The organism is Microbacterium sp. NPDC089987 (assembly GCF_044748505.1).
GTDB lineage: Bacteria > Actinomycetota > Actinomycetes > Actinomycetales > Microbacteriaceae > Microbacterium.
Genome location: NZ_JBIVGE010000001.1, coordinates 1001439 through 1015205 on the forward strand (window position 1 = coordinate 1001439; position 13767 = coordinate 1015205).

At 68.7% G+C, this 13767-nt stretch carries 14 protein-coding genes; 12 read left to right on the top strand and 2 right to left on the bottom strand.

The genetic code is table 11. From position 1 onward, the window contains the following. Positions 1–5 precede the first annotated feature (5 nt). On the bottom strand, positions 6–809 hold the full coding sequence (locus ACIPV2_RS04630) for an IclR family transcriptional regulator (protein ID WP_400838923.1): 804 nt from the start codon (positions 807–809) through the stop codon (positions 6–8). A 102-nt stretch (positions 810–911) separates the two neighbouring features. On the opposite strand from ACIPV2_RS04630, the gene ACIPV2_RS04635 reads away from it, so the two are divergent. From ACIPV2_RS04635 to ACIPV2_RS04645, 3 genes are read left to right on the top strand one after another with little or no spacing between them, the layout of a single operon-like run. After that, positions 912–1781, top strand: a complete 870-nt coding sequence (locus ACIPV2_RS04635) for a CoA transferase subunit A (protein ID WP_400838925.1) — start codon at positions 912–914, stop codon at positions 1779–1781. A 2-nt stretch (positions 1782–1783) separates the two neighbouring features. Further along, positions 1784–2437 carry a CoA transferase subunit B gene (locus ACIPV2_RS04640; protein ID WP_400838926.1) on the top strand — a complete coding sequence of 218 codons (654 nt, stop codon included), beginning with the start codon at positions 1784–1786 and terminating at the stop codon, positions 2435–2437. Next, entirely contained in the window at positions 2434–3630 is a 1197-nt protein-coding gene (locus ACIPV2_RS04645) for an acetyl-CoA C-acetyltransferase (RefSeq protein ID WP_400838928.1), read from the top strand. The genes ACIPV2_RS04640 and ACIPV2_RS04645 overlap by 4 nt, the downstream gene beginning before the upstream one ends. A gap of 21 nt (positions 3631–3651) precedes the next feature. Here the strand turns inward: ACIPV2_RS04645 and ACIPV2_RS04650 are convergent, their stop codons facing one another. Continuing rightward, positions 3652–3930: a hypothetical protein gene (locus ACIPV2_RS04650; protein ID WP_400838930.1), complete on the bottom strand. Its 279-nt coding sequence runs from the start codon at positions 3928–3930 to the stop codon at positions 3652–3654. A 134-nt stretch (positions 3931–4064) separates the two neighbouring features. On the opposite strand from ACIPV2_RS04650, the gene ACIPV2_RS04655 reads away from it, so the two are divergent. From ACIPV2_RS04655 to ACIPV2_RS04695, 9 genes are all read left to right on the top strand, one after another. Continuing rightward, on the top strand, positions 4065–5288 hold the full coding sequence (locus ACIPV2_RS04655; RefSeq protein WP_400838932.1) for an MFS transporter: 1224 nt from the start codon (positions 4065–4067) through the stop codon (positions 5286–5288). A gap of 72 nt (positions 5289–5360) precedes the next feature. Beyond that, a complete protein-coding gene (locus tag ACIPV2_RS04660; protein WP_400838934.1) occupies positions 5361–6785 on the top strand; it encodes a trehalose-6-phosphate synthase in 1425 nt (474 codons plus the stop codon). Beyond that, positions 6782–7579 carry a trehalose-phosphatase gene (otsB, locus tag ACIPV2_RS04665; RefSeq protein ID WP_400838936.1) on the top strand — a complete coding sequence of 266 codons (798 nt, stop codon included), beginning with the start codon at positions 6782–6784 and terminating at the stop codon, positions 7577–7579. The genes ACIPV2_RS04660 and otsB overlap by 4 nt, the downstream gene beginning before the upstream one ends. Positions 7580–7588: 9 nt before the next feature. After that, complete coding sequence (gene ilvD, locus ACIPV2_RS04670) at positions 7589–9322, top strand: dihydroxy-acid dehydratase (protein ID WP_400838938.1); 1734 nt, start codon at positions 7589–7591, stop codon at positions 9320–9322. A gap of 58 nt (positions 9323–9380) precedes the next feature. Next, entirely contained in the window at positions 9381–11183 is a 1803-nt protein-coding gene (locus ACIPV2_RS04675; RefSeq protein WP_400838940.1) for an acetolactate synthase large subunit, read from the top strand. Between the two features lie 3 nt (positions 11184–11186). Then, positions 11187–11696, top strand: a complete 510-nt coding sequence (ilvN, locus tag ACIPV2_RS04680) for an acetolactate synthase small subunit (RefSeq protein WP_400838942.1) — start codon at positions 11187–11189, stop codon at positions 11694–11696. Between the two features lie 37 nt (positions 11697–11733). After that, positions 11734–12762, top strand: coding sequence for a ketol-acid reductoisomerase (gene ilvC / locus ACIPV2_RS04685; protein ID WP_400838944.1), 1029 nt, complete (start codon positions 11734–11736; stop codon positions 12760–12762). A gap of 77 nt (positions 12763–12839) precedes the next feature. Beyond that, positions 12840–13349 carry a hypothetical protein gene (locus ACIPV2_RS04690; protein ID WP_400838946.1) on the top strand — a complete coding sequence of 170 codons (510 nt, stop codon included), beginning with the start codon at positions 12840–12842 and terminating at the stop codon, positions 13347–13349. Continuing rightward, complete coding sequence (locus ACIPV2_RS04695) at positions 13346–13693, top strand: hypothetical protein (protein WP_400838947.1); 348 nt, start codon at positions 13346–13348, stop codon at positions 13691–13693. Before ACIPV2_RS04690 ends, ACIPV2_RS04695 begins: the two co-directional genes overlap by 4 nt. Positions 13694–13767: the final 74 nt, after the last annotated feature.

Sequence of the window (13767 nt, forward strand, 5' to 3'; positions counted from 1 at the left end):
GGTATCTAACCGGTTCTGTGTCGACTGCCTGCGACCCGCGATGAGAGCTGATGAGCGTGTGCGAGCAGGGTGCGACCGAGCTGCGGAAGCCGGTCCGGCGCGAAGCGGAACTCGACACCGGTGATGCTGAGCGCCCATTCCGGCCGGCCCTCGCGGTCGAACACCGCGGCGGCCATGCCCCACGATCCCTCGACGATCAGGCCGGGATTGACCGAATAGCCGCGGGCCTTCGTCTCGTGCAGCCGGCGCCGCAGCGGCGCGTCGCCGTGCACCGTGCCCCACCGGTCCTCGAGCTCCGGATGCCGTTCGAGATAGGCATCCACATCGTGGTCGGGAAGGAAGGCGAGGATGGCGAGCCCTGCGCTCGCGACACCGAGGGGAAAGCGCACGCCCTCGCTCAGCACGAACGAGCGGATGGGGAACGATCCCTCTTCCCGAACGAGGCACACGGTCTCATCGGCGCGCCGGGTGGACAGGAAGGCGCTCTCCTCCGTCTTCACGGCGAGGGAGCGCACGATGTCGCGAGACAGCTCGGTGATGTCGTACCGCGCGGCTGCCACGGTTCCCATCAGATACAGCTCCGGTCCGGGCATCCAGCGGGCGGTCGCGGGATCCTGATCGACGAGCCCCTCGGCGCGCAGTGCGGTGAGCAGGCGGTGCGCCGTCGAGCGACTGAGATCGGCATGGCGGGCCAGCGACTGGAGCGGCGCACCGTCGGCCGATGCCGAGACCAGGCGCAGCAGAGCTGCTGCCCGCGCGACGGACTGGGCACCCGGCACGGTGCGACGCGAATTGCCCTGAGGTTCCACAATGTGGACGCTAGTCCGCCCTGCGACCACATCGCAAGCATCGCCTTGCCCGGTCGCGCCGGGCGGGCGGATGCTGGGAGCACCGCACACGAAGGAGTGGTCTTGATCGACAAGCAATTCGCATCCGCGGCCGAAGCCGTCGCTGACATCCCCGACGGTGCGTCGCTCGCCGTCGGCGGCTTCGGTCTCTCCGGCAACCCCATGAATCTCATCGAGGCGCTGCACGCGCAGGGCACCGGTGAACTCAGCGTCGTCAGCAACAACTGCGGCGTCGATGACTGGGGGCTGGGCATCCTGCTCGCCTCGAGGCGGATCCGCAAGATGACCTCTTCCTACGTCGGCGAGAACAAGGAGTTCGAGCGGCAGTTCCTCGAGGGCGACCTCGAACTCGAGCTGACGCCGCAGGGAACCCTCGCCGAGAAGCTGCGCGCCGGCGGGTCGGGGATCGCCGCCTTCTTCACGCAGACCGGCGTCGGCACGCAGGTCGCCGAGGGAGGGCTGCCGCGGCGGTACAACGCCGATGGCTCGATCGCCGTGGCGTCACCCGTGAAGGACGTGCGCAGCTTCGACTTCCACGGCGAGCAGCGCGACTTCGTGCTCGAGGAGGCGATCACGACCGATTTCGCCCTCGTGCACGCGCTCAAGGGAGACCGGCACGGCAACCTGATCTTCAACAAGGCCGCGCGCAACTTCAACCCGCTCGCCGCGATGGCGGGGCGGGTGTGCATCGCGCAGGTCGAGGAGCTCGTCGAGCCGGGAGAGCTCGACCCCGACGGCATCCACCTGCCCGGCGTGTACGTGCACCGCGTGGTCGAGGTGGGCAGCGACATCGAGAAGCGCATCGAGCGCCGCACCGTCCGCCCTTCGACAGGCTCAGGGACCCAGGAACCGACAAGGTCAGGGACCCAGGAACCGACAGGCTCAGGGACCCAGGAACCGACAGGCTCAGGAACCCAGGAAGGGAAGAGATGATCATGGCGCTCACCCGCGACCAGATGGCGGCCCGCGCCGCGCAGGAGCTCGCCGACGGCGAGTACGTCAACCTCGGCATCGGCCTGCCCACCCTGGTTCCCAACCACGTTCCGAGCGGCGTGACGGTCGTGCTGCAGTCCGAGAACGGCATCCTCGGCGTGGGGCCGTACCCCACTGAGGAGAACGTCGACCCGGACCTCATCAACGCCGGCAAGGAGACGGTCACGCTGCTGCCCGGGGCGGCTTTCTTCGACTCGTCCACGAGCTTCGGCATGATCCGCGGCGGCAAGATCGACGCCGCCATCCTCGGTGCGATGCAGGTGTCGGCCACCGGCGACCTGGCGAACTGGATGATCCCGGGCAAGATGGTCAAGGGCCCCGGCGGCGCGATGGACCTCGTGCACGGCGCTCGTCGCGTCATCGTGCTCATGGAGCACGTCGCGAAGGACGGCTCGGCGAAGATCGTGAACGACTGCTCCCTGCCGCTCACCGGCAGGGGAGTGGTCGACCGGATCATCACCGACCTCGCGGTCATCGACGTCACCGACGACGGGCTCGTGCTCGTCGAGACCGCACCGGGCGTGAGCGTGCAGGACGTCATCGACGCCACCGAACCCGAACTGAACATCGCAGAGAACCTGAAGGAGAACTCATGAGCGACATCGTCATCGTCGCCGCCGCCCGCACCCCGCAGGGACGACTGAAGGGGCAGCTGGCGGCGTTCACCGCACCGCAGCTGGGCGCGCTCGCGATCCGCGGCGCCCTCGAGCAGGCCTCTGTCGCACCGGATGCCATCGACGCGGTCATCATGGGACAGGTGCTCGCCGCAGGATCCGGTCAGAACGCCGCCCGCCAGGCGGCGATCGGCGCCGGCATCGGCTGGGACGTGCCGGCGAGCTCGGTCAACAAGGTCTGCCTCTCGGGCCTCACGGCCATCATCGACGCCGCGCGCATGATCCGCACCGGGGACGCGACCACTGTCGTCGCCGGAGGCATGGAGTCGATGACGCGCGCGCCGCATCTGCTGATGGGCTCACGGGACGGATGGACCTACGGCAGCGTCGAGGTGCTCGATCACATGGCCCATGACGGCCTCACCGACGCCTACGACCGCGAGAGCATGGGCGCGTCGACCGAGCGGCACAACCCCCGCTTCGAGCTGACCCGAGAGATCCAGGACACCGTCGCCGCGCTGTCTCACCAGCGCGCGGCGGCCGCCCAGGCCGCCGGTGTCTTCGACGCAGAGATCGTCGAGGTGACGGTGCCGCAGCGCAAGGGCGCCGCTCGACAGGCTCAGGGACCGGTTGTACTGGCCAAGGACGAGGGCGTCCGCCCCGACACGACCGTCGAGTCGCTCGCGGGGCTGCGGCCTGCCTTCGCCGAGGGCGGCACCATCACCGCGGGCAACGCGTCGCAGATCTCCGACGGGGCCTCGGCCGTCATCGTGACGACCCGCGAGAACGCCGACGCCCAGGGGTGGCCGGTGCTCGCCGTCATCGGAGCGAACGGGCAGACAGCAGGGCCCGACAACTCGCTGCAGGCGCAGCCGGCGCGTGCGATCGAGCGGGCGCTCGAGAAGCAGGGCATCACCGCCGAGCAGCTCGACATCGTCGAGATCAACGAGGCATTCGGTGCGGTCGTCGCGCGCTCGCAGCAGGAGCTCGGACTGTCGAGCGACATCGTCAACGTGCACGGCGGCGGCATCGCCATCGGGCATCCGATCGGTGCGAGCGGAACGCGCCTGGTCGTGCACCTGGCGCATGAGCTCGCCAAGCGCAGATCAGGGACCGCCGTCGCCGCACTGTGCGGCGGAGGCGGTCAGGGCGAGGCGCTGATCCTCACCCGCTGAGCAGGCGTCGCCGCGACGGGATCAGCGCTGCTTCGAGAGGCGCTTGACCTCGTCGCGGCGCTTCTCGCGCAGCTCCTTCTTGTCGGGCTTGGGCGCGAACGGCGAGTCGGCTGAGACGGGGAGTCCCTTGTCGAGGCGGCGCATGTCCTTCACCGCGCCGATAGCGAGTGAGAACGTGATCGCCCAGCTCGCCCAGGCGAGGATCGCCCGCCACGTGAACTTCTGACCGCGCGAACCGCGCAGCAGGGTCCACCCCGTGGAGATGGCGCTGAAGAGTCCGGTGCGAAGGAGATAGCGCATGCCCCCACGCTATCCGAGGGCACCGGGTGCTCGGGTAGGGTTGACAGCAGATCCTGCTGTGTATCTACCGGCCGCCGGCATCCCGGCGGACAACGGCGGCACCTGACCCGCGTCCCCTGACGCGTGAGAGCCACATGACACAGATCACCGCCTCTTCGCCGAGCCTGCTGCGCCTGACCGGCATCCCGTATTTCGTGATCGCGTTCATCGCGCGACTGCCGTTCGCCATGATGGTCGTCGGCGTGCTGACCATGGTCGTGACCGTGCGCGGATCGCTGAGCCTCGGCGGGCTCACCTCCGCAGCGGTCGGACTGGGCACCGCACTGGTCGGTCCCTTCCTCGGCGCCGCGGCCGACCGGTGGGGTCAGCGACCCGTGCTGCTGCTCTGCGGCGTCCTGAACGCGGCCATGCTCGCCGTCTTCGCTCTGATCGTCTACGCCCCGGCGGCTGACGTCATCGTGCTGGCATCGGCCTTCACCATCGGCGCGACCGCACCGCAGGTCTCGCCGATGTCGCGTTCCCGGCTCGTCACGATCATCGCCGAGCGGATGCCCGAGATGCAGCGCGCCCGTACGACCTCGGCGACCATGTCGTACGAGTCGGCGGCCGACGAGACCGTGTTCGTGTTCGGTCCCTTCCTCGTCGGCATCCTCGCCTCGTTCATCGCCCCCTGGGCGCCCATCGCGATCGCGTCGGCGCTGACGCTGCTCTTCGTCGGTGCCTTCGCCCTGCACCCCACCGGACGCCACGTCTCCGTCGAGCGCGACTCCCACGGCCGTGCGCCGTCGTCGGTGCGGGAGCTGTTCCGGCCCGCCCTGCTCGTCGTGGTGATCGGGATCTTCGGCATCGGGCTGTTCTTCGGTGCTGCCCTCACCGCGCTGACCTCATTCATGGCCGACCGTGGCGCCGCCGAGCAGGCGGGGCTCCTGTACGGGGTGATGGGCGTCGGATCAGCGGTGCTCGCGCTCGCCGTCGCGTGGCTGCCGCCGCGGTTCACGCTGCACGCCCGCTGGATCGTGTTCGCGACGATCCTCGTGGCGGGCTCCGTGCTCTTCGCGACGGCAGAATCGGTGACGGCGATGATCATCGCTCTCGCGCTGGTGGGCATCGGCGTCGGGCCGACCATCGTCACGCAGTACAGTCTCGGCGCCGCGCGGAGTCCGCTCGGGCGCTCGGCGACCGTGATGACGATGCTCGGCTCGGGCATCGTCGTCGGGCAGGCGGCTGCGGCCGCCGGCACCGGTGCGATCGCCGAGAGCGCCGGGACGCAGCTCGCGCTCGTCCTGCCGCTGGTCGCCGCGTCGATCGTGCTGCTCGCCGGCGTCGTCAATCGCCTGATCAGCCCCGTGCAGCGCTGACGTCGACGCGTCAACCCCCGTAACCCTCGCTGCGGTCGTGGGTAGCCTGGGGTAACCGAGCAGAGGAGTTCCATGGTCGCCGCAGAGTTCGTGGTCGTCGCCAACCGCCTTCCCGTGGATCGGATCATCACACCCGATGGCGAAGAAGTCTGGCGCACCTCTCCCGGTGGGCTGGTGGCGGCTGTCGAGCCGATGATGCGCAGCGTCGACGGCGCGTGGGTCGGCTGGGCAGGGCAGGCCGACCTCGAGCTCGACACGTTCGAGGCCGACGGCATCCGGCTGCTTCCGGTGACCCTCAGTGAGCAGGAGATCCAGGACTACTACGAAGGCTTCTCGAACGACACGATCTGGCCCCTCTACCACGACGTCATCTCGCCCCCGCAGTATCACCGCGAGTGGTGGGAGGCGTACGTCGCCGTCAACCTGCGCTTCGCCGAGGCGGCAGCGAATGCCGTAGCCGAGGGCGGGACGGTCTGGGTGCACGACTATCAGCTGCAGCTCGTGCCGGAGATGGTGCGAGGGCTGCGTCCCGACGTCACGATCGGGTACTTCCATCACATCCCGTTCCCCTCGTACGGCCTCTACGCCCAGCTTCCCTGGCGTGATCAGGTGCTGCGCGGTCTGCTGGGCGCCGATGTGATCGGGTTCCAGCGGACGCAGGACGCGGCGAACTTCCTCGCGGCGGCGAAGCGCCGCCTGGGTCACGACACGAAGGCATCCAGCATCACCCTGCCCGACGGGCGGATGCCGCTGGTGAAGGCGTTCCCGATCTCGATCGACACGACGCCGTATCGCGAGCTGGCCCAGCGCCCGGACATCCGCGCGAGAGCGCTCGAGATCCGCGAGGGCCTGGGCAACCCGAAGCACATCCTGCTCGGCGTCGACCGGCTCGACTACACGAAGGGCATCGGGCACCGCATCAAGGCGTACGGCGAGCTGCTCGACCAGGGGCGCATCTCGGTGGAGGATGTCGCCTTCATCCAGGTCGCGAGTCCGAGTCGTGAGCGGGTGGACGCCTACATGCACCTGCGCGACGAGGTGGAGCTGGCGATCGGGCGCATCAACGGCGACCACGACACGCTCGGACACACCGCCATCCGCTACCTGCACCAGGGGTTCCCGCGCGAGGAGATGGTCGCGATGTACCTCGCCGCAGACGTGATGCTCGTGACCGCTCTGCGCGACGGGATGAACCTGGTCGCCAAGGAGTACGTGGCCACCCGCGCCGACAACCGCGGCGTGCTCGTGCTCAGCGAGTTCACCGGGGCCGCCGACGAACTGCGGCAGGCGCTGCGGGTCAATCCGCACGACATCGAGGGACTCAAGGACGCCATCGTCGGTGCGATCGAGATGCCGCGCGCTGAGCAGAGCAAGCGGATGCGCGCGCTGCGCAAGCGCGTGCTCGAGAACGATGTGGCCGCCTGGTCGCAGTCGTTCCTCCGCGCCCTGGAGCAGGCCGGGCGCAACCGCCACCGTCGACACGAGGGACACGGATGACTCGCGATTGGCGCCCCGGCGCATCCGACCCGTCGGTGTCGGCGATCGCTCGCACCGAGACGCTCCTGGTCGCCCTCGACTTCGACGGCACGGCATCCGAGCTCGTCGCCGACCCCATGGCGGCGCGGGCGATCCCCGAGGTGAAGAAGGCGCTCGCCGAACTCGCAGCCCTGCCGCACACGACGGTCGCCTTCATCTCCGGGCGCAGCCTCGTGCACCTGCGTGAGATCGCCGAGCACCACGACGACTCGCCGATCGTGCTGGCCGGCTCCCACGGGGCGCAGTACTGGTATCCGGGGGAGAGCGAAGCGGATGCCGAGGCCGGCGACCCCGACCGGATGCTGCGCGACGCGCTGCTCGACGAGCTCGCGCCGCTGCTGACGAACTACCCGGGCGTCGAGCTCGAGAGCAAGACGTTCGGGATCGGCATCCACGGACGCCCCGCGAGCGCCGAGGTGGAGCGCGAGGCCTTCACCGCGGTCGACGAGGTGTTCGCGCGCCGCGCGCGGCACTGGCGCCGCCGCACCGGCGACCGCATCCTCGAGTACTCCTCCCGCGACGAGGGCAAGGACACCGCGATCGCCGTGCTGCGCGAGCACACCGGCGCGACCGGCATCCTGTTCGCCGGTGACGACGTCACGGACGAGGATGCGCTGCGCGTGCTCACCGCCGACGACCTCGGCGTGCGCGTCGGGCCGGGGGAGACCGCTGCCACGCTGCGTGTCGAATCCCCACAGCAGATCGCCGAACTTCTGGAAGTCATCGCGTCGGAACGGGCCACCCGACCCGCATAGACTTCCGTCATGTCCACCCGCGATTCTCAGCCCGGCATGTCGGGCGCCCAGCCAGACATCGACATCAAGCCCCGCAGCCGCGTCGTCACCGACGGCATCGAGGCGACCACATCCCGCGGCATGCTCCGCGCCGTGGGCATGGGCGACGCCGACTGGGACAAGCCGCAGATCGGCATCGCCTCGAGCTGGAACGAGATCACGCCGTGCAACCTGAGCCTCGACCGGCTCGCGCAGGGCGCCAAGGAGGGCGTGCACTCGGGCGGCGGGTACCCGCTGCAGTTCGGCACCATCTCGGTCTCCGACGGCATCTCGATGGGCCACGAGGGCATGCACTTCTCGCTCGTGTCGCGCGAGGTCATCGCAGACTCCGTCGAGACGGTGATCATGGCCGAGCGCCTCGACGGCACCGTGCTGCTCGCCGGCTGCGACAAGTCCATCCCCGGCATGCTGATGGCCAGCGCCCGGCTGGGCCTGTCGAGCGTGTTCCTGTACGCCGGATCCATCGCTCCCGGCTGGGTGAAGCTCTCGGACGGCACCGAGAAGGACATCACGATCATCGACTCCTTCGAGGGCGTCGGCGCGTGTCGCGCGGGCCGGATGTCGGAAGAGGACCTCAAGCGCATCGAATGCGCGTTCGCGCCCGGTGAGGGTGCGTGCGGCGGGATGTACACCGCCAACACCATGGCATCCGTCGCCGAGGCGCTCGGCCTGAGCCTGCCGGGCTCGGCCGCCCCGCCCGCCGCCGACCGCCGCCGCGACTACTTCGCGCACCGATCGGGCGAGGCCGTCGTGAACCTGCTGCGTCAGGGCATCACGACGAAGGACATCCTCACCAAGGAGTCGTTCGAGAACGCCATCGCACTGGCCATGGCGCTCGGCGGGTCGACGAACGTCGTGCTGCACCTGCTCGCGATCGCCAACGAGGCGGGCATCGAGCTGTCGCTGCACGACTTCAACCGCATCGGCAGCCGCACCCCGCACGTGGCCGACATGAAGCCGTTCGGCAAGTACGTCATGAACGACGTCGACCGGCACGGTGGCATCCCCGTCATCATGAAGGCGATGCTCGACGAGGGCCTGATCCACGGCGACGCCCTCACGGTGACCGGCAAGACGGTGGCCGAGAACCTGCGCGACCTGAACCCCGACCCCGTCGACGGCGACGTCATCCACACCTTCGACAACCCCATCCACGCATCCGGCGGCATCACGATCCTGCACGGCTCACTCGCCCCCGAGGGCGCTGTGGTGAAGTCGGCCGGCTTCGACGCCGACGTGTTCGAGGGACCGGCCCGGGTGTTCGAGCGGGAACGCGGCGCGATGGACGCTCTGGCCGCCGGGGAGATCAACCCCGGTGATGTCATCGTCATCCGCTACGAGGGTCCCAAGGGCGGGCCCGGCATGCGGGAGATGCTCGCCATCACCGCGGCCATCAAGGGCGCGGGCCTCGGAAAAGATGTACTACTCTTGACAGACGGACGATTCTCAGGCGGCACAACCGGCCTGTGCATCGGCCACATAGCACCCGAAGCGGTGGACGCTGGTCCCATCGCCTTCGTGCGCGATGGTGATCTGATACGGGTCGATATCGCGGCTCGCTCCCTCGAGCTACTCGTCGAGGAGGCTGAGCTGAGCTCCCGCCGGGAAGGCTGGGAGCCGCTTCCCCCGCGCTATACCCGTGGCGTCCTCGCCAAGTACTCCCGTCTCGTGCGCTCTGCCGCGCAGGGCGCGGTGACTGGCTGACCCTTCGACAGGCTCAGGGACCCAACGCCCAGAGCGTATGAGACACCAAGGATGCGAAATGACTCCTGAATCCGCGCCCGCCGTGCCGCGGCCGCCTGCACGCCCGTCCGCCACCCCGGAGATCTCCGGCGCGGAGGCCGTCGTCCGCTCGCTCGAGAACCTCGGCGTCACCGATGTCTTCGGGATTCCCGGTGGCGCGATCATGCCGGTCTACGACCCGCTCATGGACGCCTCGGGTCTGCGCCACGTCCTCGTGCGTCACGAGCAGGGCGCCGGCCACGCCGCCGAGGGCTACGCCGCCGCGACCGGCAAGGTCGGCGTGTGCATCGCCACCTCCGGCCCCGGTGCGACGAACCTCGTCACCGCGATCGCCGATGCGTACATGGACTCGGTGCCGATGGTGGCCATCACCGGTCAGGTGTTCTCAACCCTGATGGGGACCGACGCGTTCCAGGAGGCCGACATCGTCGGCATCACCATGCCGGTGACCAAGCACTCCTTCCTGGTGAAGACGGCAGAGGACATCCCGGGTGCCCTCGCCGCCGCGTTCGAGGTCGCCTCGACAGGCCGGCCCGGCCCGGTGCTCGTCGACATCACGAAGGACGCCCAGCAGCAGGTCGCGCCGTTCGTGTGGCCGCCGCGGATCGACCTGCCCGGGTACCGGCCGGTGACGAAGGCGCACGGCAAGCAGATCCAGGCCGCTGCGACCCTGCTCGCCGAGGCGAAGAAGCCCGTGCTGTACGTCGGCGGCGGCGTGATCCGCGCGCACGCCTCGGCCGAGCTGCTGACGCTCGCCGAGTCCACCGGCGCGCCCGTGGTCACCACCCTGATGGCACGCGGCGCTTTCCCCGACTCCCATCCGCAGCACCTCGGGATGCCCGGGATGCACGGCACTGTCCCTGCGGTGCTCGCCCTGCAGGAGTCCGACCTCATCGTCTCTCTCGGCGCGCGCTTCGACGACCGCGTCACCGGCAAGGCGGCGCTCTTCGCCCCGAACGCCAAGGTCGTGCACGTGGACATCGATCCGGCGGAGATCTCGAAGATCCGCACGGCCGACGTGCCGATCGTCGGCGACGTGCGCGATGTGCTCGTCGACCTCGACACCGCGTTCCGCGGCACGATCGGCGGCGGCAAGCCGGACACCGAGGAGTGGTGGTCGTACCTCGACGGGCTGAAGTCCGAGTTCCCGCTCGGGTACGCACAGCCGGATGACGGACTGATGTCGCCGCAGTACGTCATCCAGCGCATCGGCGAGCTCACCGGTCCCGAGGCGGTCTATGCCTCCGGCGTCGGACAGCACCAGATGTGGGCGGCGCAGTTCATCAAGTACGAGCGTCCGAACTCCTGGTTGAACTCGGGTGGCGCCGGCACCATGGGCTACTCCGTTCCGGCCGCCATGGGGGCCAAGGTCGCCGAGCCGGATCGCGTGGTCTGGGCGATCGACGGTGACGGATGCTTCCAGATGACCAACCAGGAGCTCGCGACCTGCGTCATCAACAACATCCCGATCAAGGTCGCGATCATCAACAACTCCTCGCTCGGCATGGTGCGCCAGTGGCAGACGCTGTTCTACGACGGACGTCACTCGAACACCGACCTGAACACCGGTCACGGCACGGTGCGCATCCCCGACTTCGTCAAGCTCGCGGAGGCATACGGCTGCCTCGGTCTGCGAGTGGAGAAGGAGGAGGATGTGGATGCTGCCATTCAGACCGCGCTCGAGACCAACGACCGGCCGGTCGTGATCGACTTCGTCGTGAGCGCCGATGCCATGGTGTGGCCGATGGTGCCGCAGGGCGTCAGCAACAGCTACATCCAGTACGCGCGTGAGCACGCCCCGGCATTCGATGAGGAGATCTGAGCCATGTCCACACACGTGCTGAGCCTTCTCGTCGAGGACACCCCCGGCATCCTGACCCGCGTCGCCGGACTGTTCGCCCGCCGCGGCTTCAACATCCACTCCCTCGCCGTCGGCGTGACCGAGGTGTCGGGGATCTCCCGGATCACGGTCGTCGTCGACGTCGACGCCCTGCCGCTCGAGCAGGTCACCAAGCAGCTGAACAAGCTGATCAACGTGATCAAGGTCGTCGAGCTCGAGGCGTCGAACTCCGTGCAGCGCGAGCACATGCTCATCAAGGTGCGCACAGACAACAACACCCGCTCGAACGTGCTCGAGATCGTGAACCTGTTCCGAGCGTCGATCGTCGACTACGCACCGGATGCCGTGGTCGTCGAGGTGACCGGCGACCAGGGCAAGGTGCAGGCGCTGATGCGGGCGCTCGAGCCCTTCGGCATCAAGGAGCTCGCCCAGTCGGGCCTGCTCGCCATCGGCCGCGGCGGCAAGAGCATCACCGAGCGCGTCCTGCGCGGCTGACAGAACTTACGAACCACTAGCAAGGAGAAACAACACCGTGAGCACCGAGATCTTCTACGACGCAGACGCCGACCTCTCGATCATCCAGGGCAAGAAGGTCGCGATCGTGGGCTACGGCTCGCAGGGCCACGCCCACGCCATGAACCTTCGCGACTCCGGCGTCGAGGTCACCATCGCACTCAAGGACGGCTCGAAGTCGATCGCCAAGGCGGAGGAGGCGGGCTTCCCCGTCAAGAACGTGGCCGACGCCGCCGAGTGGGCAGACGTCATCATGATCCTCGCGCCGGACCAGCACCAGCGCACGATCTACAACGAGTCGATCAAGGACAAGCTGACCGCGGGCAAGGCCCTCGCCTTCGCGCACGGCTTCAACATCCGCTTCGGCTACATCGACGCCCCCGAGGGCGTCGACGTGATCCTCATCGCCCCGAAGGCCCCCGGCCACACCGTGCGTCGTGAGTTCGTCGCCGGCCGTGGCATCCCGGACATCATCGCCGTCGAGCGTGACGCGTCGGGCAAGGCCTGGGACCTTGCCCTGTCGTACGCGAAGGCGATCGGCGGCACCCGCGCCGGCGTCATCAAGACGACGTTCACCGAAGAGACGGAGACCGACCTGTTCGGCGAGCAGGCCGTGCTCTGCGGTGGCATGAGCCACCTCGTGCAGGCCGGCTTCGAGACGCTCGTCGAGGCGGGATACCAGCCGCAGATCGCGTACTTCGAGGTGCTGCACGAGCTCAAGCTCATCGTGGACCTGATGTGGGAGGGCGGCATCGCCAAGCAGCGCTGGTCGATCTCCGACACGGCCGAGTTCGGCGACTACGTCTCGGGCCCGCGCGTGATCGACGCCGGTGTCAAGGAGCGCATGCAGGGCGTGCTCGCCGACATCCAGTCGGGCGCGTTCGCGAAGCGCTTCATCGAGGACCAGGACAACGGCGCCGAGGAGTTCCTCGCCCTTCGCGAGAAGGAGCAGGGTCACCCGATCGAGGCGACCGGCAAGGAGCTGCGCTCGCTGTTCGCATGGAAGTCGCAGGACGAGGACTACGTCGAGGGCAGCGCCGCGCGCTGATCCCGTTCGTGAAAGGGAGGCATCCGGTTCGCCGGGTGCCTCCCTTCTCGCCTCTCTCGGCTGGGTACGCTGGAGGGATGAACTCCGACCCCGAGGATGACGCTCTCAGCTGGGAGGGCGACGACGCGCTCGAGGCGCGCCGTCCCGGACCCCGCCGCGAGCAGGCGCCAGACGTCGCGCACGAACGCTCAGCGACGCAGCGACCCGCAGACGGCGAGGTCGTAGCCGGGATCGTACCCGGGACAGCCGATCCCGCACGGGACACGGACATCGACGACGAGCCGCAGGGGATCGGCACCGCGACGCTCGTGCTGCTCGGCATCTTCGGCGGCGTGTACCTGCTGTACACGATCGGCTGGGCGATCGGGGGAGTGGGGATGCAGGCGAAGGCGATGTTCATGCTGCCGGCACCGCTGTACCTCGCGAGCATGTGGATCGCCGTGCTCGCTCCTGCGCTGTGGTTCACAGCCACGCTCATGCTGACCCGTGGGGGCAGGGATTGGGTGCGCATCAGCGCTCTGGTCGTCGGGGCTGCTCTGCTCGTGCCGTGGCCCTTCGTCGTGGCCGGGGGAGGAGGAGCGCTGTGAGCGAGACCTCACCGACCGCTGCGCCCACGGCATCGCGTCTTGTCAGCCTGGTGCGCGGATTCGCCACCGGCATCCTCGGGCTCGCCTACGCGTTCATCATCTGGAACGCCACCTTCTATCTGATCGAGATGGCACAGGCTGGCATCAGCGGATACGGATGGACCGTGCTGGTCATGCCCGTCATCGTTCCGATGATCGTGTTCACGGTTGCGCTGATGCTCACCCGCCGTCGCGCACTCGGCGTGTTCATCGTCGTGATGCTCGCGGGGCTCGGCCTGAGCGCGGTGTTCTGGGTCGACACGCTCAGCTACGCGCTGCGCAACGGCGCATCGCTGCTGAGCTGACCGGCGGCATCTGCTGCTCGACTCAAGCCGTCACACGGTCGGGGCGGCTGCCGGCCCTGCGGTAAAGTGTGTCG